This window comes from Flagellimonas algicola (assembly GCF_005937185.1).
In the GTDB taxonomy this organism is placed as follows: Bacteria; Bacteroidota; Bacteroidia; order Flavobacteriales; family Flavobacteriaceae; genus Flagellimonas; species Flagellimonas algicola.
The window spans coordinates 553,751-574,782 of sequence record NZ_VCNI01000001.1; the positions used below are offsets into that span (position 1 = coordinate 553,751).

Annotated in this window: 20 protein-coding genes; 11 read left to right on the forward strand and 9 right to left on the reverse strand. The window is 40.6% G+C overall.

The annotated features are described in order from the left end of the window. The first annotated feature begins 28 nt into the window (after positions 1–28). The gene (locus FGG15_RS02400; protein ID WP_138835355.1) at positions 29–1,183 is read left to right on the forward strand and encodes a vWA domain-containing protein; all 1,155 of its coding nucleotides are present in this window, start codon (positions 29–31) and stop codon (positions 1,181–1,183) included. A 9-nt stretch (positions 1,184–1,192) separates the two neighbouring features. Next, positions 1,193–2,665, forward strand: a complete 1,473-nt coding sequence (locus FGG15_RS02405; protein ID WP_138832839.1) for a magnesium chelatase — start codon at positions 1,193–1,195, stop codon at positions 2,663–2,665. 4 nt (positions 2,666–2,669) lie between these two features. Here FGG15_RS02405 and FGG15_RS02410 read toward each other — a convergent pair whose 3' ends face one another. Together FGG15_RS02410 and FGG15_RS02415 are read right to left on the reverse strand one after the other, a co-directional pair. Next, positions 2,670–3,152 carry a hypothetical protein gene (locus FGG15_RS02410; RefSeq protein WP_138832841.1) on the reverse strand — a complete coding sequence of 161 codons (483 nt, stop codon included), beginning with the start codon at positions 3,150–3,152 and terminating at the stop codon, positions 2,670–2,672. A 134-nt stretch (positions 3,153–3,286) separates the two neighbouring features. Next, positions 3,287–4,504 carry a DUF418 domain-containing protein gene (locus FGG15_RS02415; RefSeq protein ID WP_138832843.1) on the reverse strand — a complete coding sequence of 406 codons (1,218 nt, stop codon included), beginning with the start codon at positions 4,502–4,504 and terminating at the stop codon, positions 3,287–3,289. Positions 4,505–4,641: 137 nt separating this feature from the next. Here FGG15_RS02415 and FGG15_RS02420 point away from each other — a divergent pair, with 137 nt between their 5' ends. Continuing rightward, a complete protein-coding gene (locus tag FGG15_RS02420; RefSeq protein WP_138832845.1) occupies positions 4,642–5,517 on the forward strand; it encodes an alpha/beta hydrolase in 876 nt (291 codons plus the stop codon). Between the two features lie 46 nt (positions 5,518–5,563). Further along, positions 5,564–6,304, forward strand: coding sequence for an alpha/beta hydrolase (locus FGG15_RS02425; protein ID WP_237561726.1), 741 nt, complete (start codon positions 5,564–5,566; stop codon positions 6,302–6,304). Here FGG15_RS02425 and cysM read toward each other — a convergent pair. Beyond that, positions 6,301–7,185, reverse strand: coding sequence for a cysteine synthase CysM (gene cysM, locus FGG15_RS02430; RefSeq protein ID WP_138832849.1), 885 nt, complete (start codon positions 7,183–7,185; stop codon positions 6,301–6,303). The genes FGG15_RS02425 and cysM overlap by 4 nt on opposite strands. Continuing rightward, the gene (gene epsC / locus FGG15_RS02435; RefSeq protein WP_138832851.1) at positions 7,178–7,969 is read right to left on the reverse strand and encodes a serine O-acetyltransferase EpsC; all 792 of its coding nucleotides are present in this window, start codon (positions 7,967–7,969) and stop codon (positions 7,178–7,180) included. Before epsC ends, cysM begins: the two co-directional genes overlap by 8 nt. Before the next feature lie 94 nt (positions 7,970–8,063). Between epsC and FGG15_RS02440 the strand changes: the two genes are divergently transcribed. Continuing rightward, positions 8,064–8,744, forward strand: coding sequence for a DUF2461 domain-containing protein (locus FGG15_RS02440; RefSeq protein WP_138832853.1), 681 nt, complete (start codon positions 8,064–8,066; stop codon positions 8,742–8,744). Here FGG15_RS02440 and FGG15_RS02445 read toward each other — a convergent pair. Further along, the gene (locus tag FGG15_RS02445; RefSeq protein ID WP_138832855.1) at positions 8,736–9,143 is read right to left on the reverse strand and encodes a glyoxalase; all 408 of its coding nucleotides are present in this window, start codon (positions 9,141–9,143) and stop codon (positions 8,736–8,738) included. The genes FGG15_RS02440 and FGG15_RS02445 overlap by 9 nt on opposite strands. A gap of 127 nt (positions 9,144–9,270) precedes the next feature. Between FGG15_RS02445 and FGG15_RS02450 the strand changes: the two genes are divergently transcribed. Together FGG15_RS02450 and FGG15_RS02455 are read left to right on the forward strand one after the other, a co-directional pair. Then, a complete protein-coding gene (locus FGG15_RS02450) occupies positions 9,271–10,170 on the forward strand; it encodes a DUF72 domain-containing protein (RefSeq protein ID WP_138832857.1) in 900 nt (299 codons plus the stop codon). Between the two features lie 186 nt (positions 10,171–10,356). Further along, positions 10,357–10,773 (forward strand): acyl-CoA thioesterase, encoded by a 417-nt coding sequence (locus FGG15_RS02455; RefSeq protein ID WP_138832859.1) that lies wholly within the window; start codon positions 10,357–10,359, stop codon positions 10,771–10,773. Here the strand turns inward: FGG15_RS02455 and FGG15_RS02460 are convergent. Beyond that, a complete protein-coding gene (locus tag FGG15_RS02460) occupies positions 10,770–12,056 on the reverse strand; it encodes a dipeptidase (RefSeq protein ID WP_138832861.1) in 1,287 nt (428 codons plus the stop codon). The genes FGG15_RS02455 and FGG15_RS02460 overlap by 4 nt on opposite strands. Positions 12,057–12,211: 155 nt before the next feature. Between FGG15_RS02460 and FGG15_RS02465 the strand changes: the two genes are divergently transcribed. Beyond that, complete coding sequence (locus tag FGG15_RS02465) at positions 12,212–12,973, forward strand: hypothetical protein (protein ID WP_138832863.1); 762 nt, start codon at positions 12,212–12,214, stop codon at positions 12,971–12,973. 8 nt (positions 12,974–12,981) lie between these two features. Next, positions 12,982–13,335, forward strand: a complete 354-nt coding sequence (locus tag FGG15_RS02470; RefSeq protein ID WP_138832865.1) for a hypothetical protein — start codon at positions 12,982–12,984, stop codon at positions 13,333–13,335. A gap of 518 nt (positions 13,336–13,853) precedes the next feature. Here FGG15_RS02470 and FGG15_RS02475 read toward each other — a convergent pair. Further along, positions 13,854–14,717, reverse strand: a complete 864-nt coding sequence (locus tag FGG15_RS02475; RefSeq protein WP_138832867.1) for a sigma-70 family RNA polymerase sigma factor — start codon at positions 14,715–14,717, stop codon at positions 13,854–13,856. Between the two features lie 245 nt (positions 14,718–14,962). On the opposite strand from FGG15_RS02475, the gene FGG15_RS02480 reads away from it, so the two are divergent. Together FGG15_RS02480 and FGG15_RS02485 are read left to right on the forward strand one after the other, a co-directional pair. Beyond that, complete coding sequence (locus FGG15_RS02480; protein ID WP_138832869.1) at positions 14,963–16,474, forward strand: DEAD/DEAH box helicase; 1,512 nt, start codon at positions 14,963–14,965, stop codon at positions 16,472–16,474. Between the two features lie 192 nt (positions 16,475–16,666). Continuing rightward, positions 16,667–17,905, forward strand: coding sequence for a glycosyltransferase (locus FGG15_RS02485; protein ID WP_237561727.1), 1,239 nt, complete (start codon positions 16,667–16,669; stop codon positions 17,903–17,905). 30 nt (positions 17,906–17,935) lie between these two features. Here FGG15_RS02485 and FGG15_RS02490 read toward each other — a convergent pair whose 3' ends face one another. After that, entirely contained in the window at positions 17,936–19,327 is a 1,392-nt protein-coding gene (locus FGG15_RS02490; protein ID WP_138832871.1) for a sulfatase, read from the reverse strand. Between the two features lie 118 nt (positions 19,328–19,445). Continuing rightward, positions 19,446–20,924 carry a CotH kinase family protein gene (locus FGG15_RS02495; protein ID WP_237561728.1) on the reverse strand — a complete coding sequence of 493 codons (1,479 nt, stop codon included), beginning with the start codon at positions 20,922–20,924 and terminating at the stop codon, positions 19,446–19,448. Positions 20,925–21,032 lie beyond the last annotated feature (108 nt).

Below are 21,032 nucleotides of genomic sequence, written 5' to 3' on the forward strand. Positions count from 1 at the left end.
TTACATGGAAATACCTTATTTTTATGTAATGGCTATGAATACTAGAAAGGGGTTTCGGTTTACTACCTACGAAGCACCCCATCAAACTCCATTTGAAAAACTTTTTGAGATTTTTCAAGAACTCATCATGCATACTTCCGGTGATGTGGAGGAAGCTTTGGATTGGCTCCGGGAACTGGATAAAGAATATGAACTTACCGATGACGATTATACCATAGATGACTTTATTGAAGATTTGAAAGCCAAGGGTTTTATCCGAGAGGAATTCGAAGACAATGGCAATCAGGGCGATGGAGAAGAAGGAGAAGAAGGTGGTGGCGGTTTTTCAATAACAGCTAAATTGGAGCGGATGCTTCGGCAGAGGGCCTTGGATCAAATTTTCGGAAAGCTGAAACGTAGCGGAAGCGGCAATCATAAAACTGGGAAATCCGGCAGGGGCGATGAACATACTGGAGAATTCAGGGAGTACCGTTTTGGGGATGCCTTGGAACATATTTCCATGACGGAGAGTCTAAAAAATGCCCAAATCAACCACGGATTGGACAACTTTTTGTTGAACGAGGAAGATTTGGTGGTGGAGGATACCCAGTATAAAGCTCAGATGAGTACTGTGTTGATGATAGACATCAGTCACAGTATGATTTTGTATGGGGAGGACCGTATTACACCCGCCAAAAAAGTGGCCATGGCATTGGCGGAGTTGATCACCACTAGATATCCCAAGGACACTCTAGACATCCTTGTATTTGGAAACGATGCTTGGCCCATTGCCATTAAGGAACTTCCATATCTGAAGGTAGGACCGTACCATACCAATACTGTAGCTGGATTGCAGTTAGCCATGGACATGCTCCGAAGGAAACGGAATACCAATAAGCAAATCTTTATGATCACAGATGGTAAACCATCCTGTTTAAGACTGCCCAATGGGGATTACTATAAAAACAGTGTGGGACTTGATGATTATATTGTTGAGAAATGCTATAATATGGCCCAACAGGCACGTAAACTCCATATTCCCATTACCACTTTTATGATTGCTGAAGATCCCTATTTGATGCAATTTGTTAGGGAGTTTACCAAGGCCAACAAGGGTAAAGCGTTCTATACCGGTCTAAAAGGGTTGGGTGAAATGATATTTGAGGATTACGAACAGAATAGAAGAAAAAGAATTAAAGGATAGCAGAATACCATGTCAAAATTAAAACATGAGAACATCAAAACCCTTGGTGAACTAAAAACCTCAGGGTACACTTATAAGAGCATCAAAGATGAATTACGGGATAATCTCCTAGAAAAGATAAGTAATGGCGAAGAAACTTTTCATGGGGTTTGGGGTTATGAAAATTCCGTGATTCCCGAACTGGAACGTGCCATTTTATCTCGTCATAATATCAATTTATTGGGGCTTAGGGGGCAGGCAAAAACCCGCTTGGCGCGTTTGATGGTTCAATTGTTGGACGAGTGGATTCCTGTGGTGGAAGGTTCCGAAATCAATGATGACCCATTTGAACCCATCTCACGGTATGCTTTGGAATTGATTAAAGATAAAGGGGATAAAACCCCTATCGCTTGGATTCATCGGGATGAGCGATTTTATGAAAAACTGGCCACCCCAGATGTCACTGTTGCCGATTTAATTGGGGATATTGACCCTATTAAGGCTGCCAACCTCAAATTGTCCTATGCAGATGATCGGGTAATCCATTTTGGGATGATACCCCGTGCCAATCGAAGTATTTTTGTTATAAATGAATTGCCGGATCTTCAGGCCAGAATTCAGGTGGCGTTGTTTAACATTTTGCAGGAAGGTGATATTCAAATTCGAGGATTTAAACTTCGTTTATCATTGGACCTTCAATTTGTGTTTACTGCCAATCCAGAAGATTATACCAATAGGGGTAGCATTGTTACCCCTTTGAAGGATAGAATTGGGTCACAAATTCTAACACACTATCCGGAAAACTTGGAAATTGCCAAGAAAATTACCCTTCAGGAAGCACAATTGGATCAGCGGCAAAAGGAGATTATCCACGTGCCCGAATTGGCTTTGGAAGTGCTGGAACAAATCAGTTTTGAAGCGCGGAAAAGTGAATATGTGGATGCCAAAAGTGGCGTGAGCGCACGGATGAGCATCACAGCATTTGAGAATTTATTGAGTGCCTCGGAACGCAGAATTGCACGATCCAAAGAAGAAAAGACAACGTTGAGGCTCATGGATTTTATGGGGATAATCCCGTCCATAACCGGAAAGATTGAACTGGTCTATGAAGGAGAGCAGGAGGGAGCTGGTTCTGTCGCTGAGACATTAATTGAAGACGCCATTAAATCCCTGTTTCCTACGTATTTTCCTAAAATAGCCAAGTTGGAGCGCAAGGATTCGGAATCAGTCTATGATGAGCTGATTCATTGGTTCTTTGAGGGGGAAGGTTTTGATCTTTTGGATGAAGACAATGATCAGGAATATCGGAATAAATTAGATTCGATTTCTCCCCTAAATGCACTTCTGGAGGAATATCAACCCTCTTTGGCCAAGGAGGATACTTATTTTATGAAGGAATTGTTGCTATGGGGATTGGTAGCCCACAAAAAGCTGAGTAAACATCGTTTTACCCAAGGATATCAATTTAAGGACTTGTACGGAAGTTATATCCGCGGATTGTAACAGATTACATCCAGATGTTCAAATTGTCGTTATAATTTTCAAAATTATAACTGCCAACATGCCTTTTTCGTTGCCAGAAAGAAAACAACGTTAGCAAAGGTAATAGGCAATACAAAACCAAGGTGGTGATGCCTATTGGCTTAAAGGTGGATGGCACTACATAACTCTGCAATTCAGAATAGGAAGTTAGGATGTCCGCTGTATCATAAATCTTGAATGCATAAACAATCATGATGGCATAAAGCACGTATTCCAGATTTCTCATTTTTGGATCGGGCAATTCACCTTCGGTAATTTTAAACCAAAGTACATAGAGGTATAAAAAGTGTACTATGGAAAGCAATGGAAAAATATAATTGTCCAGTTTAAAAAAGTAGAACTTATTGGTATACAGTCCATAAAAATTGGACACTGCAAGAATTACCAAAACAATGAAAATCAGAATGTTGGTTCTGCGCCACGTAAGGATGTTATCTAGTAGATTCATACTGTTTTGAGATTTGGGATCCTCAATTCTTCACTCAAAGAACGGAATAACGAATCGTTTTATTTCCAACAAATCGATGAACCGCCTGCAATGTTGGGTAAGTAGGTAAATATGTTGTGAATGAACCTTACAGGCTACCTTTTTATTGGAAAAAACTTGAAAAAAGTGGCGCTTCTCCATAGCCATTCCAAGGGGCCATACTTGAACTTGGAGAGCCACCATTTGCTCAATATCATCTGAAAAGCAATGACCAAGAACGCAATTCCAAAGGTATAGAGGTTCCTTAGTTCTCCAATATAGCCTAACCCCCAGCCAAACAGCAGAAATGTCCCAATAACACTTTGCGCAAAGTAATTGGTCAAAGCCATTTTTCCATAGGGAATGAATTTTTCCAAAAACTTTTGGGGTTTCGTTCTTTTATATAGTATAACAAAAACACTGATGAGTATAAAGGTAACCGCCACATTGTTCAAGTCCATCGCGGTTAAACCCAACATGGCTGTCCAATTGTCAAAAGTTACATTTCCCCCCATGCTGCCAAAAGTTACTGCCATGAGTCCCCCGGACACCAAAAAAAGTACCAACGACCAAATCCAGGTTCGCTGTACCAATTTTTTCTGTTCCCTGTATTTTTTAAAGAATCCTGTTCGGCCAATGTAAAGTCCCAAAAGAAAGTAACCAAAGGTTACGTAACCACGACCAAAAATTCCAAATTGGAAGTCCATTTTGTTTAAGTGGCTATTGTATGCGTTTGCTGAAAAAACATCACTCAAGCTTCCTTCCTTCAAAAGGGTGTAGTACTCCAGTACCGAAGCACTTTCTGGAGACATTTCCATGGTGCCAAACATATTTTGGCCTTGCGTATAGAAAAACACGAGATACCGTCCCAATCCTAGAAAAAGAAGAGCTACAAAACCTAAAATCCAATTGTTCTTGATTTTATAAAAAGGTATTAGAAAAATTCCAAGCAAGGCATAGACGGTAAGGATATCCCCTGCGTAAAACAAACTATGAACATAGCCAATTCCTAACAAAAGTAGCAGACGCCAGAGAAATCGTCCTGCAAAGCTCTCACCCCTTTGATGCGCTTTATCCATTTGGATAAAAAAGCTTAAGCCAAAAAGAAAGGAGAACAGGGCAAAGAACTTCCCGCGTAGCAATAGACCGATAAATCCATCAACGGCATAGTCCATGGGTCCCTGATGTACCGCTTCATTAAAACTGGCTGGTGAGGGTGCACCAATATAGTTTTCTACCATGTGGACGATTACAATACCGGCAAGGGCAAAGCCTCTAAGGGCATCCACAATTTTAATACGTTCCTGGGAAGGGGTATTGGAGTCAGTTTTCATGAGGTTTGGATGATTGATGATGTTGATTGGACTGCAAATTTGCCAAAATGTTACACTTGAAGTTAAATATTTGATTTATAAATTGCTAGGGTAGTGCCAAAGCTTTTTTTTGTATTTTGGGTCAAAGGCTTTGATTCATGCAAAACTGGGTTTTAATTTTATGCATCGTCCTTGGGTTATACGCACTAGTTAGTGTGTTGCTTTATTTTTTACAGGACTATTTTCTATTTAAGCCCGAAAAACTACCCGAGGATTTCCAATTTTACTACAATAACCAAGAAACAGACGAGTACAACATAGAAACTCGGGATGGAGCGGTTATCAATGGGCTTCGTTTTAAAACCGAGAATCCCAAAGGAGTCGTTTTTTACTTGAAAGGCAATTCCAAGAGTATCAAGGGATGGGGCAAGTTTGCGGTTGACTTTACGCGTCACGGTTACGACGTGATCATGGTAGATTACCGGGGTTTTGGAAAAAGTACCGGGAGAAGAACCCAAAAGGCCGTAAAAAGGGATATGCAGGTTATCTACAATAAAATCAAGGACAAGGTACCAGAGAAGTACATTATCCTGTATGGTCGTTCTATGGGTTCCGGTTTTGCAGCAAAATTGGCATCCATGAACAATCCAAGAATGTTGATTTTGGATGCACCTTATTACAGTCTAAGCAAGGTGGCCAAAAAATACATTCCATTTATGCCGCTCTCCATTTTAATCAAGTTTCCCATGCCCACTTATAAATGGTTACGTTATGTAAATTGCCCCATTCATATCATCCACGGAACGGATGATAAGCTAATTCCCTATAAAACCGGGGTCAAGCTCTCCAAAATCAAACCAAGTTTGACCAAACTTTATACGGTAATAGGGGGAGGACATAAAAATTTGAACAATTTTGAGTCTTACCATAAGATGCTTACCGAGATTTTAACCCAGAAACCCAAAAAAGTGGACTTGGAAGGCTCCAGTTTTCATGTCAAACACGCGTCAAAAAAAGCCAATGCAAAAGCTTAAGCGTGTTCTTCTCGTTCTTTCATCCCTGTTTATTTTAATCACGATTATGTTCTACACATTTCAGGAAAAGCTGATTTTTTTACCCACCCAATTACCCAGTGATTATGCGTATTCTTTTGATCAGCCATTTGAAGAACTTTTTTTGGAAGCTCCGGATGGTGCCCAATTGAATGCTCTTCATTTTAAGGTAAACAATCCAAAAGGGCTTGTTCTATATTTTCATGGTAATGCGGGTGATTTATCCAGATGGGGAAGTATAGGTTCCACCTTTACGAATTTAGGGTATGAGATAGTGGTAATGGATTACCGGGGTTACGGAAAAAGTTCCGGGGAACGAAGTGAAGCGGTGCTGTATGCAGATGCTCAACTATTTTACGACCATGTAAAGGGAATTTATGACGAAAGCCAAATCGTTTTGTATGGACGATCGCTAGGGACTGGAATTGCATCTCACCTTGCGTCCAATAACACACCCAAAAAGTTGATCTTGGAAACTCCATACTACAGTCTTGTGGATGTGGCCAAAGGTAGATTTCCCATTTTACCCGTTGGTCAAATGTTACGATATAGACTGCCTTCTTTTCAATATTTAAAATCGGTTCAAGCTCCCATCCGTATTTTTCATGGTACTGAGGATAGGGTAGTGCCTTATGAATCAGGAAAGAAATTGTTTGAATCTATTCCAAAATCGGACAAGAAGATGTACACCATTCCCGGAGGGCGACACAACGACCTGGAAGGGTTTGAAATCTATAAAAACGGGTTAAAATCGGAATTAACGGACTAATCAAATAGTTCTGAAGACAGATATCTGTCCCCTCGGTCGCAAACAATGGACACAATGGTTCCAGTTTCCATTGTATTGGCCAGGCGAAGTGCCACTGCCGCCGCACCGCCACTACTGACTCCGGCAAATATCCCCTCTTCCTCGGCCAATAATCTGGCCATGGACTCTGCTTCTTTCTGACTGACCTCCATTATTGTATCCACTTTTTTGGGATTGAAGATTTTGGGAAGGTATTCTTTAGGCCATTTTCGGATACCCGGAATTCTTGATTCATCCGTAGGTTGGACCCCCACAATCTGGATTTCAGGATTTTGTTCCTTAAGAAAGGTAGAAGTTCCCATGATGGTTCCTGTGGTTCCCATACTGGATACAAAATGGGTTATCTTTTCATGCGTGTCCCTCCAAATTTCAGGTCCGGTGGTTTTATAATGAGCCTTCCAGTTGTCGTTGTTGGCAAACTGGTTGAGCATCTTGTAGCCATCATTGTTCACCTTGGCTTCCGCATAATCCCTCGCACCCTCAATACCTACATCTGAAGGCGTCAAAGTTACTTTTGCGCCATAAGCTCTCATGGTTTGCATCCTTTCTTTAGTGGAGTTTTCGGGCATGACCAATTCAATATCCAGGCCAAATATTCCCGCAATCATGGCAAGTGCTATGCCCGTGTTGCCACTAGTGGCCTCAATGAGTTTGGTCGTATGGGTAATCTCACCGCGCTCCATACCACTCTTGATCATATTAAGGGCCGGTCTATCCTTTACACTTCCACCCGGATTTTGACCCTCCAGTTTAAAAAGGAGCTTAACATTGGGGTTAGTGTTTAATACCTTGGACTCAACAAGGGGGGTGTTCCCAATCAGGTCTAAAATGTGATTAGACATCCGTAACCGTCTTAATTTTAACTTCGGAAGTATGAAAAACCGTTGAATTTGGAGGTACGGAAGCTGTTAACCAAGCATTTCCGCCAATCACGGAATTTTCACCAATCACCGTGTTACCTCCAAGGATAGTAGCATTGGCATATATGGTCACATTGGACATGATCGTGGGATGTCTTTTTGTCTTCTGAAGATTCTTGGCTACATAAAGCGCTCCCAGAGTTACACCCTGATAGATTTTTACATTATCATGGATGATGGCGGTTTCACCGATAACCACGCCCGTGGCGTGATCAATGAAAAACGATTTACCAATCTGTGCTCCCGGGTTAATATCCACACCAGTTTGTCTGTGCGCATACTCGGTCATCAATCTGGGAACCAAAGGAAACCCTTGTTGATAGAGTTCATGGGCCAAACGATAAATAGCTATGGCATAAAACCCGGGATAGGCCATGTACACCTCTTGAAGTGATAGGGAAGCGGGATCCCCATTCACAATGGCCTCGGCGTCCAAATTCAGCTTCTCCAGAATACTGGGCAAGGCCTGTACATAGTTGTCCCAAACTTTGACGCATGGTCGTTCCAAGTCCCAGCAGGCCAAATCTACAAGTCTACTGAATTGGTTTTCCAACACCTCTAAATTTTCAGCTACCGGGGTGTTTACATCGAATAGCGTATGAAAAAGAAGGTTGGTGAAACTTTCAGTTTCCTCTTTAAGTCTATAGTCTAAATAGGGTAACTTTTTGTGCCTATTCAATTCTTCAATAATCTTTCGCTTGTCCATGCTTTAAAATAAAGTTTAAAAATAGCCAATTGATTACCACACGGTAGCAGAAATAGCTAACTTTAGCTTAAAAATAACATCTGATACCACTACTGTGAATAATTCCTTAATTACTAAAGAAACGTTCTATTTTCTAAAAGATTTGGCCCAAAACAATAATAAAGAGTGGTTTTCGGAACACAAAGCTACCTTTAAGAAACATGAGGCAGATGTGAAATCCTTTTACCAGCAGCTCCAAGATCTGCTAAACACCCATGATGAAATAGAAAAAATGAAAATGTTCCGGATTTATCGGGATGTTCGCTTTTCTAAGGATAAAACTCCGTACAAAACCCATTTGGCAGGTTCGTTTTCCCGTTTGGGTGCAAGATTAAGAGGGGGGTACTACCTACATATCAAACCAGGCGGGAGTTTTGTAGCTACCGGATTTTGGGCTCCCAATAAAGAAGATCTTTTCAGGATTCGAAAGGAATTGGAAATGGATGCTGCGGAATTCCGAAAAGTAATCAATGGGAGAGGTTTTAAATCGGTTTGGGGTGAATTACAAGGAGATGGGGTTAAAACAGCGCCCAAGGGGTTTGACAAGGAGCATCCAGACATTGACTTGATTAAAAAGAAGCAGTTCATTTTTGTGCGGAATTTTTCGGATAAGGAAGTACTCTCCGAAAATTTCATCAACGAGGTGAATGAATCCTTCAAGGCAATACGACCTTATTTTGATTTAATGAGCGATATTCTTACCACCAACCTTAACGGCGAGTCCCTGTTAGACTAAGACCTGGTTTTCCAACAATTGCACTTGGTCTTTCAACCTGCTGATGACCATGTTCATCATGCGCTTGTTCAAGGAAGAAGAATTTAGAATGTAGTTTTGGTATTCCTCAACCGTAAAGTGACCAATGATCATGCCCTTGAGCGAGTTACGGAACTTGATATCCTTTTGGATGGAATTTTCAATAAATTCCATTCTTTTTTCCAAGGTCAACTCATAAAAAGCACCTTTGTGCTTTCTAATGTAGTTCTTAAAAACTTCGATGATCAAGTAGTTTTGAAGCTTGATAATTGGGCGCAAAGTTTGGTTTTGAAAACGTTCATCGGAACCCATATCAGTATGGAAGTTACCTTGCCCAATTTCCGGACGCATGTCCAGAAGTTGTTCGGATCTTGAATCCATGGTTGAAAGTTTTATTAAAATTACATAATCGGCAACCGCACATTTTTAGTGGCCTCAATAGTTTTTAACGATGTTATGAACAGGATATTTTTATTCATAACTTCGCTACACCATAATCTACATAAGCATGAAATTTGGTAAAGTAGACCATCCAGAACTAGTTGATTTCACTATCCCCGATGACCATCCAGACACAGAGGTAGTGTTGTCCAACACCACAAATAATGACGCCCCGAAAATTTATGTGGGCTGCGCCAAATGGAATAGGCAAGACCTTAAAAATTTCTATCCGCGAGGGACCAAGGACGAACTGGTTTACTATGCCTCCCAGTTCAATAGTATAGAGCTGAATGCAACTTTCTACAGGATTTTCCCGGAAGAGCAATATCAAAAATGGTACGACAAAACTCCGGAAGGGTTCAAATTCTTTCCTAAGATGACCAATGAGGTGAGTCATTTACGAAGGCTCAACGATAAGGTATATGAGATTGCGGACAGGTATTTGGCGGTCACATCCCAATTAAAGGAAAAACTGGGGACTATTTTTTTGCAGATGCACAACAATTTTGGCCCTAAAAATTGGGACAGGGTACAGCAATTTGTGGAATATTGGCCCAAAGAGTTTCCGCTGGCCATGGAGTTTAGGCATACCGATTGGTTTACGGATGAAAAGGTAGCACAGGAGCTTTATCATCTGCTGAAAGAGAACAATATTGCCAATGTTTTAGTGGATACAGCCGGCCGCAGGGACATGATGCATATGCGTTTGAGCAACAACGAGGCATTTATACGATATGTTGGGGCCAATCATGAATCGGATTACCAGAGACTTGAGGATTGGGTACAGCGATTGGGGCAATGGAAGAACAAAGACTTGACCAACATCCATTTCTTTGTGCATCAAAATTTAGAAAGGGAATCTCCCTTGCTGTCCGCCCATTTTATTGAAAAATTGAACGCTCATTTGAATTCCAATTTGACCATTCCCCAGACTTTGATCAATAGAGACAAAAGTCTATTTGGTTAATTTCAAGTTTGAAAAAATAGTTTTTTATTTGGCAATTATTGAAAGCCAAAATTGCCAATTCCTAAATCTACCACCCTCAGTTATCCTGATTTCATAATTCGATTGCCATTAAGATTCTTTTGGGATTGAGCATTTCCGTTTTGACCTAATTTTGTTGTAAAACAAGTCAAATAAATCCCTTTTAGTATGAGATTTCACACCAGAAAATGGGTAAAACCCGAGGATCTTAATGCAAATGGAACTCTGTTCGGAGGTAAAGTACTTGCATGGATAGATGAGGAAGCGGCATTATATAGTATTATTCAGCTGGAAAGTAAAAAAGTGGTGACCAAATATATATCAGAAATCAATTTTATGAGTACAGCCGTTGAAGGTGATATTGTGGAGATAGGAATGGAGGTCACCAAATTTGGTCATACTTCAATTTCATTGAACTGTGAAGTACGAAACAAAATGAACCATGAAAGCATCGTTACCGTAGATAACATAATTATGGTAAACCTTGACGCAAATGGAAATCCTACACCTCACGGTAAAACGAAAATAGAGTACGTTAAAGACAGGTTGGCCAAAAAAGATAAAGAAGCCTTGGAAAATGCTTAAGATTTCTTAACCTCAGCTAAGCTTTGAACTTCATCCAAGACCCGAAGCAAGTTTTCCCCCCATAATTTGGCAATATCCTCTTCGGAATATCCTCTTTTGACCAGTTCCAAGGTTACGTTAAAGGTTTCTGAAGCATCAGACCACCCAGCTATACCGCCTCCGCCGTCAAAATCGGAGCTGATACCTACATGGTCAATCCCAATAAGTTTAACCATATAGTCTATGTGATCCACTAAATCGGAAACGCCAACGGCTTCTGGAGCATTGGAATCCTTGGCAGCCTTTTCATTCCCAAGTTTGGATATTTTGGGGTAGTTCTCCATAAACTCATTTTGCTGCTCCTTGGTCAATGAGGAGAACATGGAACGATCGTACCAATTTAATTCAAGTGAATCTGCAATCTTCAGGTTCACTTCCTTCATATAAGCCGCTCGAGCTTCATGTTTTTCCGTGTTTAAGTAGGAGCTAAAGGCAACAGTCTGGACCACGCCACCATTTGCCTTAAGAAGCAGCAACTGTTCGTCACTCAAATTCCTACTGTGGTCGCATAGCGCCCTTGCGGAAGAATGCGAAGCAATTATAGGTGCTTCCGAAAGTTGAACCATCTGTTTCATGGATTCAACAGATGGATGGGAGATGTCAATCATAATTCCTAGCCTATTCATCTCTTTTACAGCCTGTTTGCCCAAGTCACTTAAACCATTATGCAGCCATTCATCGTCCGCTTCACCAGTATTGGAATCACAAAACTGGCTGTGTCCGTTATGGGATAGAGAAATATATCGCGCACCTCGGTTATGATAGTCTTCAAACTTGGAAAGATCCTCACCAATCGGATATGCATTTTCCACTCCGATCATGGCCACTTTTTTGCCCGCTTCAGTAATCCGTCTTACATCTTTGGAGGAAAAGGCCAGCTCAATTTGGTCAGGCGCATATTCCTCGCATAACCTATGGATCGCCTCAAATTTGGAAATCGCATTGTCGGAGGCCGCTGCATATCCTTCGGCATTCAAAGAATCCTGACCTGTATAAACGATCAACCAGGCAACATCCAATCCGCCTTCTTCCATTTTGGGTAGATTTATCTGGGTCTCCAGTCTTTGGGTATAGTTTATACTGTCCGTGAAATTCTTCACATTGATGTCGTCATGGGTATCTATGGTAATGACTTTTTGATGGATTTTTTGGGCCTTTTCTTCCAAGCTTTCTGTTTTTTCGGATTTCTTTTCAGCGCATGAAAATAACAAAGGAAAACAGAACAAAATTTGAAAATATCTCATGGTATTAAATTTACACCTACAAATAACGCATTTTGACAACAAATTGGAAGCAGTAGAGAACATTTAGTTGTTGCTCCCAAGTGGAATGTACATATTCAGGCTAATAAGAACCATTAATTGTACATAGTTTGGGAACTAGGGAGTTATTAACATATTTGGAAAAACTTGAAATTGGATTGAGCAGCTTCTCGTATGAGGAACTGGGAACAGAAGAAGCAGGAAAACTTAAGCGCTCTTTCGATATTTTTAGAACTGGACTGGAAGACAAAGTCTTTGGTGTTCCAGAAATGAAACAGTTGGATGTGATCTACGAGCAAGTGGGGATCCAGGCTTCGTCTTCTTCGCTTATTGATGAGAGCTTTACCAAAGCCGATTCAATAACTCAGTTGTTAACCCTGATAGCGCTTTTGGACAAGACCAACTTGGATCAACGGCAAAGAGAGATTGTAAGGGCATTGCATAAAGTTGGAAAACGGTTAAAAAATGATGACTCGGATCAATCCAAAACCACAGTCCAGAATAACCAATTACTGATTGGGAAAAACCTCGAATCCTTGATGACCACATCAAAGGTCAATTTAAAACCGGTTTTGGAGGAATGCATGGGCCAAATGGAGCTTTTGGAGGAGTTGGTTCGAATTTATAAGCAGAATGTCTTGGAGTTTATTGGAAAGATCAAAGTGCATCTTCAAACTGAGAATTTCCGAGGGGTAGATTTTGCCTGTCAAAAGATACAGGCCTGTCTTAAAATGATGAAAACCGTTAGTTTACTGGAGATTACCGAACAAATGAGTACGGTCTGCAAGACGGATAATGACATAAAATACTTAAATTTCCTATACCAACAGTTCTTGGTAGAGTACCCAAAAGTTGAGGAATTGGTCGATTTTGAAATTGATGTCCTCAGAAATATGTAAAAACCTATATGGTCAAAAACCTTCCGGAATATCACCAAAGTGTCTTCTTTCCTTTATTGGAGCATGCCACAGATGTGGACTGTAAGCTCATGCTAATTGACCAAATGTTGGAGATTGGGGACAAAAAGGATTTGGCCTTGCTGGAAGAACTGGAAACCCATGATAATCATAAGATCAGCACCAGAGCATTTGAAATTAGGTGTGCACTCCTGGAAAAATTGGGAATTGCCGATCCATCAGAAAAAACACGTTTGCCCATGGACTTGTGCTTTATCTACGAAGAGTTCAATATAGAGCCTTCTGATGTGGATCCCGATCTGGATATGGACTTCGGCGTTCCTTTGGATATCTTGGATTCCTAGTAGTTTGAACCATTGATTATGGTTCGCAAGTCCCACTGCTCTTGTTTTCTTACCGTTTTCGTACTTTGTAGGTCTAACAATCCATTTTCCAGAAATCCCATTAACAGACTTCACCACTAAATTCACTTGTTTTACCACAAAATATTGCCCTTTCATAATCTTTGTGTTAAGTTCACGTTATAAGTATAACCCCAAACAAAAAACCACTTAATAATTATGTTATACGATACCTACGGTGAAGAATATTTGGCATTTCTTCAAGAATTAAATGAAATACTGAGCTTAAACGAACTCGCAGAGTTGGATTATTTATAGAACAAACACCCCAAAACCTTAGTTCATGAAAAATCAAAACCAGGAAAACACCGCTTATTTGAGTTTTATCCAAGATTTAAATCAAATGTTGACAGATTTTAATATCAGTCAATTAAGCCGTCCATAAGTTGGACCTGGGTATAAAGCATTAAAAAAGGGTTGCCATCGCAACCCTTTTTTCATTTTAAGTGTAGCATTGGTTCTCAACCAAGATAAGACTTCAAAATCTTGCTCTTGGAAGTATGTCTTAGTTTCCGAATGGCCTTTTCCCTTATTTGACGCACCCGCTCCCTTGTCAAATCAAATGTGCTTCCTATTTCCTCCAAGGTCATGGACTGCTGATCTCCAATACCGTAGTACAAGCGAACAACATCGGCTTCTCGGGGTGATAGGGTCTCCAATGCTCTGTTGATTTCGGTATAGAGGGATTGGTGCATTAAATCCTTGTCTGGCTTTGGAGATTCGGATGAATTTAGAACATCGTAAAGGCTGGAAGTTTCTCCTTCCTTCAATGGAGCATCCATGGATACGTGTCTTCCGGTGTTCTTTAAGGATTGTTTCACTTCGGAAACGGTCATATCCAGTTCCTTGGCAATTTCTTCGGCAGAAGGGGGCCTTTCATGAGCCTGTTCCAGATAGGAAAAAGTCTTTTTGATTTTGTTGATGGACCCAATCTTGTTCAATGGAAGTCTTACCACCCGGGACTGTTCGGCCAGAGCCTGAAGAATGGACTGTCGAATCCACCATACAGCATAAGAGATAAATTTGAACCCACGGGTCTCATCAAACCGTTGTGCAGCTTTCACTAATCCCAAATTCCCTTCATTGATCAAATCGGGTAGGGTCAATCCTTGATTTTGATATTGTTTTGCTACAGAAACCACAAACCTTAGATTGGCGTTGGTCAACTTTTCCAAAGCAGCTTGATCACCCTCACGAATCCTTTGTGCCAATTCCACCTCTTCTTGAGCAGTAATCAGTTCAATCTTACTGATATCCTGTAAATATTTGTCAAGGGATTTTGATTCACGGTTGGTTACTTGTTTTATAATTTTTAACTGCCTCATTGGTGTGTTTAGGATTGAAGTGAATTTAAGCATTCATAATACACTTTAAAACACAATTTTCCAAGTGCCAAATGTTATTGTTATTAAAATGTTATTAGCAAGCAGGAAACTTATTCATTATCAGCGACCTAGGCGATTGTTGATAGTATTTTAAAAGAAATGCGACAACATTACTCAACCCGAGTGTAAAAAACCGCTAATTTTGTAAGGTTTGATATTTTGGAACCTTTAATCCATATTTTCCGTTGGAGATAGAAAAAGCCGTTAGCAAAAAAAACTTATACGATTACCAGCAAGAAGATCTAAAAAAGATTTTCAAACACATTAATGAGTTGCCTCAAGGCACCAATATCTTGTACCAATTGCCTACAGGAGGAGGGAAGACTGTGGTTTTTTCGGAAATCACCCGAAAATATACCCAAGAAACCGGTAAAAAGGTCATCGTACTTACGCATCGAATCGAATTGAGCGGCCAAACTTCCAAAATGCTACACGGTTTTGGTGTGGCCAATAAAATTATCAATAGCGAAGTAAAAGAGCTCTACGACCAAGATGAGTATATGTGCTTTGTGGCCATGGTGGAAACGCTCAACAATCGACTTCAGGAAGAGAAGGTAAAGCTGAACAATATTGGGTTGGTGATTATTGATGAGGCGCACTACAACTCCTTCAGAAAGCTTTTTAAGTATTTTGAGGAGTCCACCATTTTGGGAGTGACGGCCACGCCATTAAGCTCCAATATCAAACTTCCCATGAAGGACAACTACAAGCACCTTATCATTGGAGAGTCCATCAAATCTTTGATTGAAAAAAGGTTTTTGGCCAAGGCCAACCTCTATAATTATGATGTAAGCCTTCGAACATTAAAGTTGGGCATTAACGGGGACTATACTGTGAAATCCTCTGATGAATTTTATGGCAATCATAGTATGCTTGGCAAGCTGCTGACAGCCTATGAGGATGTGGCCAAAGGGACCAAAACCTTGATTTTCAATAACGGAATTAGCACATCCCTTTACGTATACGAAACTTTTAAAAAAGCAGGCTACAACATCCGACATCTGGATAACAAGAACACGGCTAACGAAAGGCGTGAAATTCTGGATTGGTTTGCAAACACCCCGGAAGCCATTTTAACCTCGGTAAGTATCTTGACCACTGGTTTTGATGAGCCTTCGGTGCAATCCATCATCCTAAACAGGGCAACCCGTTCCCTAACCCTATATTTCCAAATGATTGGTAGAGGTTCCCGAATCTTGGAAAACAAGGATGAGTTTTCGGTAATAGATTTGGGAAACAACCTGGCACGCTTTGGGCCATGGGATGCCCCTGTGGACTGGCAGGAAATATTCCACTTCCCGGATTTCTATTTGGAGAACATTAAGAATGATGAAGATATTGAGCGCGAGTTTGTTTATGAAATGCCCGATGAACTTAAGGCCAAATTCAGTAAATCCCAGGAAATAACCTTCAATATTAAAGAAGAGTACAAAAAAGTTTTTGCTCAAGGAAAAAAGTCCAAAGAAGTATTGGAAATGAGCATTGAACAGCACGCCAAAATCTGTGTGGAAAACAGCGAGGATGTCTTTGATGCCAGAATCCTGGCCAAGGAGCTCAAAGAAGAAATTTCGTATAGGGTACGACAATATTCTTATTGCATCATGAACAATACCAAGAACTATAAAGAGTGGCTGGAGGAAGATTACGAACGAAAACTTCGTTCCAGCATTTCCAAGAAGTTTGCAGCACTGATGTAGATACCAGATATTAGACTTGAGACAATAGATGTTAGATTTTTTCCCATTTTAAGCATCCAACAGCCTACCACCCTTTACCATTAACCAAGTAACCGATAACCTTTAACTCTTATCACATTAATAGTCCACTTGAGGGTTCGATTTACCAGCCCGTTATTGTACATTGCCAATTGATTATTGTTAACTGAACAAGTGAATAAAATCCTAATCATAGGGCAAGTATGGCCAGAGCCTACCACTACAGCAGCTGGTCAGCGGATGATGCAGCTTTTGGAAACCTTTAGGGATTTTGGTTATACAGTAATTTTTGGTTCCACGGCAACGCCTACTCCATATAGCTTGGATTTGGACGCTATGCAAGTTGAGTCAGTAAGCTTGCAAATGAACCATTCCAGTTTTGACAAATTTATTCAGGACTTAAAACCTCATATTGTGGTTTTTGACCGCTTTATAACCGAGGAGCAATTTGGATGGCGCGTAGCTGAGTGTGCTCCTCAGGCAGTTAGAGTGTTGAACACTGAAGATTTGCACTCTTTGCGTAAATCCCGAGAAGATTGCTACAAAATAGGAGAAGGGTTCAATGTGAATCATTGGAAGAACCACCCCATGGCCCTTCGGGAATTGGCCAGCATTTATCGTTCTGATTTATCGCTTATGGTTTCGTCCTATGAAATGCAGCTTTTGACCCAAGAGGCCAAAGTGCCGGATAACATATTACTGTATTTACCGCTGATGGCATATGAGCTTTATCCAGATGATGTGCTATCATGGCCTAACTTTAACGAGTGTCAGGACTTTGTATGTGTGGGTAATGGCAAGCATGCCCCAAATGTGGAGGCCATAAAAACCTTGAAAAAGAATATTTGGCCCCAAATAAAAAAGGCATTACCTAACACAAGGCTTCTAGTTTATGGCGCATACCTTCCACAACAGGTGTTGGAAATGCACAACCCAAAAGAAGGTTTTGAGGTCAAAGGATGGGTTGAAGATTTGGATGCCGTCTTACAAAATGCCAGACTCCTATTAGCGCCAATTCAATTTGGTGCAGGAATAAAGGGAAAGTTGATTGATGCCATGAGTAACGGAACGCCCTCGATAACGACACCTGTTGGTGCCGAAGGAATGAATGACAATTTCCAGTGGCCAGGTTTTATCTGCCCGAATCTGGAGGGTTTTGCCCAATGTGCAATTGAGCTTTACCAAAACCAAGAAAAATGGAGTCAAGCTCAAACCCATGGAATTATGATCATCAATTCCCTATATGCAAAACGAAAACTCCAAGATAAGTTTATTGAGTGCTTGGAAAACCTTGGAAACCAATTGGAAATTCATCGAACCCAAAATCTTGTAGGTAAGATGCTTCATCAACAAGGTTTGGCCGCGACCAAATACATGGGAAAATGGATTGAGGAAAAGAACAAACCTAAATGAGGGAATTCTAAAAATCCAAATCTGCCTAGTTTATTCTTGATATTCTGGATTTAGTTCGGAGGGAATAGGAGCTTGGGTTTCTTGCCACCACAATGTAAGCTGACCCAGAAGTTCCATAGCTTTTTCAGGATGCTCCAAAACCAGATTATGACCTTCTCCAATATCGTCTTTCAAGTTGTACAGCTCCATTCCCTTATCTTCAAAATAGTAATGTAACTTCCAATCCGCATCGCGTATTACTGAACCCGGACGTGTCCGAAACAATGAATCTCTATTCTCATTATTTTTCTCATCATAAGCCTGCAAATAAATGGGAAAGTGCCAGTATAATGCCCTTTCCAGCTGATTTTTGGAACCGGATAAAAGGGGCAATAGATTGCCCCCGTCAAGAAGATCCTCCTCATATTCGATACCCGCCGCACCAAGAAGGGTAGGGAACAGGTCCAAATTGGTGATAGGAACTTCACTGATGGTATTGGGTTGGATTTTATCCTTCCAAACAAAAAAGAAGGGTTCCCGGATTCCTCCCTCGTAGTAACTACCTTTTCCAGCGCGAAGCGGTTTTTGCTGGGTTATTCCATACAATCCTCCATTGTCCGAGGTAAAAACTATAAGCGTATGCTCAAAATGGCCTTTTTCTTTAAGTTTAGACAGGAGCAAACCTATGTTTCTATCCAAGTTTTCAACCATGGTGGCGTAGGCCGCATTGTTCTGCCCTTGACTTCCTGCCTTGTTTTCGTATTTGTCCAGCAATGTCGTTATCGGCTGTATGGGCGTATGAACCGCATAGGGAGAATAGTATAAAAAGAAGGGGCCACTAACCGAATCCACAAACGCTAGCGTTTGTTCCATGACCAGGTCCGTTAGATGCCCATTTTTCCCGGCTTCAATCTTTACGTTTTTGTAGGGTGGATAATAACTACTGGGATGTCCGTTATGCCCGCCGCCAATATTCTTTTCAAAACCAAAGTCCAAAGGATTTTCGCTTAAATGCCATTTACCAGCATGGCAGGTTGAATAACCATGTTGCTGTAAAACCTCCGGAAATACCTTATGCTTTTGTGCCAAGGTTGTTGTGTTTTTGGTTGGGATAAGCTTTCGATGCCTGGCATTTCCTCTTTCAGAACTGGCCACGGTATAAATACCATGCTTAGGAGTCCATTGTCCGGTCATTAAGCAGGCGCGGCTAGGGGCACAATTGGCGGCAGCCGCATAGCCGTTAGTAAAAACCATCCCCTGTTTGGCCAAGGCATCCAAATTGGGGGTCTCATAAAATTCTGAGCCCATAAAACCCAAATCTTTCCAACCCATATCGTCTATGTTGATCAACACGATATTGGGTAAGGTTGAAGGGTTTTCATTTGGGATACAAGAACAAACCATCCATGCAAAAACCAGGTAAAAAAGTACACGCAATCTCATGGGCGTGATATTAGCCCATATTTATCAGAATACAAAATTTGACACCTTCATTGTTGCCGCCAATCACCAAAAGAAAACCACTTAAAGTCACTTCATTGTGATTCAATAGGAATCCAAATCAATCCAAATAATCATTGGCTGCGGTAACACGTTCGGTAACATGCGAATTTAGCTCACTAACAGCCGCTTGAAATTCAGCGCTATTGTTTAAAAAAGTATAACCTTCAATTTCTGATGTGGCGTAAGGCTCTATCAATGCAGAATACGTTGCATATTGTGACTGAATGTTGCTAACGCTAAAAGCGTCATTGATTATTTCCTGGACATAAGTGTCATATTTCTCTTTGTAAACAGCATCTTGATATAAGTAACCTATCAATGGCCATTCCGATGCACTTAATCCTGAAAAATCCAAAGATAGCGCTCCACCCATTTTGCCAGTTTGCAAGGCCTCATTATTGTCCCAGGGTATCCATGTCAATTTATAGGTGTCTGGGCTATTATACAAGTAGTAATTATGGGTCATGAGTCCATAGGTGTCCCAGTTCTGAATTACCGTGTTTGCTGCTAGATATTTAAGGAAAACATCGGTATCAAAAATGGCATCCAGATTTTCCCGCCAAGTTGCAGCATCTGTTGTTCTGGAATCGTCATGCAAAATGGAAAGTAATGCAGATACATCTGAAAAATCGGCTTCATCTTCATTGTTTTTCTTAACGTATTCATCTTCATCATAAGTGCCTTCTGCAAAACTGGCCGCATCCCCGTCGGGTTTATAAAGGTTGCCATCATCATCAGAGTAATTTGCTGCCAAAACAGTATCCTCTACATCTTCTACCATGGTATATACCCCAAAATATATTGGACCTTCACCAAAGTCCACGTAAACCGTATAAAATGCGGTATGCGAACCTGCCAATCCAGCATTTATAAACACATCCCCTGCAACTTTTTCCCTCAACATTGAGTTGTCGTCAAAATTATTCTTTAAATGCAATTTTTTGAATCCATAAAAACGTTGATTGTCTATTTGAGGATAATCGTCTTCAAACTCATCAAAATCAAGCTTAAACGATAATTTTAAGTTTCCCTGTTGCCAAGTTGATTGCAAACTTGAATTCCCCTTAAAACGAACACCAACTCTATACCATTCAACTCCATTGTAATATACCTCAGCGGGAACAAAAATTGGGTCTTCGTCAGTATCTATCAATCCACCGCCAATACCTCCAGAGCCAAAAGTACCATAGGTTTCCGTCATATCATCCAACATACTTTGCCAGCGAGCCTCCGTTATTTCAATATCGATACGTTTAACAGCAAGGTCTTCAAAAACTTCATCAAAATTTGGGTCCACATCATTACTATGGGTTTCAGTGGTCCAGTCCGTTGCTTCAAAATCCGTATCATCCACCACCTCTTCAGTATCATCTATTACTTGCTCCTCTTCTGCAGATGTTATGCTATCATCGTCACTACAAGCAAAGAATAGTATTCCCATAAATAGAACCCATGAGACTCTAAATATCGTTTTTATTGCAGTTATCCTATTTCCATTTGCTGATGCCATAGCCCATTTTAAATTTTCTTTTTTCATAATAAATCGATTATACTGTTTAGGTATAATTAGATGCTATTCGAAAAAAAAACTTGTGCTTTGAATTTGAAACAGGGATAGGAAAAATGCTATTAACAGGATTGGGGA

Bases quoted from the DNA above. Each gene is read 5' to 3' on its own strand.
- FGG15_RS02460 (WP_138832861.1), bottom strand. From the start codon at position 12,056: ATGAGATATTTTCAAATTTTGTTCTGTTTTCCTTTGTTATTTTCATGC.
- FGG15_RS02450 (WP_138832857.1), top strand. From the start codon at position 9,271: ATGAAATTTGGTAAAGTAGACCATCCAGAACTAGTTGATTTCACTATC.
- FGG15_RS02475 (WP_138832867.1), bottom strand. From the start codon at position 14,717: ATGAGGCAGTTAAAAATTATAAAACAAGTAACCAACCGTGAATCAAAA.
- FGG15_RS02400 (WP_138835355.1), top strand. From the start codon at position 29: ATGGCTATGAATACTAGAAAGGGGTTTCGGTTTACTACCTACGAAGCA.
- FGG15_RS02490 (WP_138832871.1), bottom strand. From the start codon at position 19,327: ATGAGATTGCGTGTACTTTTTTACCTGGTTTTTGCATGGATGGTTTGT.
- epsC (WP_138832851.1), bottom strand. From the start codon at position 7,969: ATGGACAAGCGAAAGATTATTGAAGAATTGAATAGGCACAAAAAGTTA.
- FGG15_RS02425 (WP_237561726.1), top strand. From the start codon at position 5,564: ATGTTCTACACATTTCAGGAAAAGCTGATTTTTTTACCCACCCAATTA.
- FGG15_RS02445 (WP_138832855.1), bottom strand. From the start codon at position 9,143: ATGGATTCAAGATCCGAACAACTTCTGGACATGCGTCCGGAAATTGGG.
- FGG15_RS02420 (WP_138832845.1), top strand. From the start codon at position 4,642: ATGCAAAACTGGGTTTTAATTTTATGCATCGTCCTTGGGTTATACGCA.
- FGG15_RS02410 (WP_138832841.1), bottom strand. From the start codon at position 3,152: ATGAATCTACTAGATAACATCCTTACGTGGCGCAGAACCAACATTCTG.
- FGG15_RS02405 (WP_138832839.1), top strand. From the start codon at position 1,193: ATGTCAAAATTAAAACATGAGAACATCAAAACCCTTGGTGAACTAAAA.
- FGG15_RS02455 (WP_138832859.1), top strand. From the start codon at position 10,357: ATGAGATTTCACACCAGAAAATGGGTAAAACCCGAGGATCTTAATGCA.
- FGG15_RS02415 (WP_138832843.1), bottom strand. From the start codon at position 4,504: ATGAAAACTGACTCCAATACCCCTTCCCAGGAACGTATTAAAATTGTG.
- cysM (WP_138832849.1), bottom strand. From the start codon at position 7,185: ATGTCTAATCACATTTTAGACCTGATTGGGAACACCCCCCTTGTTGAG.
- FGG15_RS02495 (WP_237561728.1), bottom strand. From the start codon at position 20,924: ATGAAAAAAGAAAATTTAAAATGGGCTATGGCATCAGCAAATGGAAAT.
- FGG15_RS02470 (WP_138832865.1), top strand. From the start codon at position 12,982: ATGGTCAAAAACCTTCCGGAATATCACCAAAGTGTCTTCTTTCCTTTA.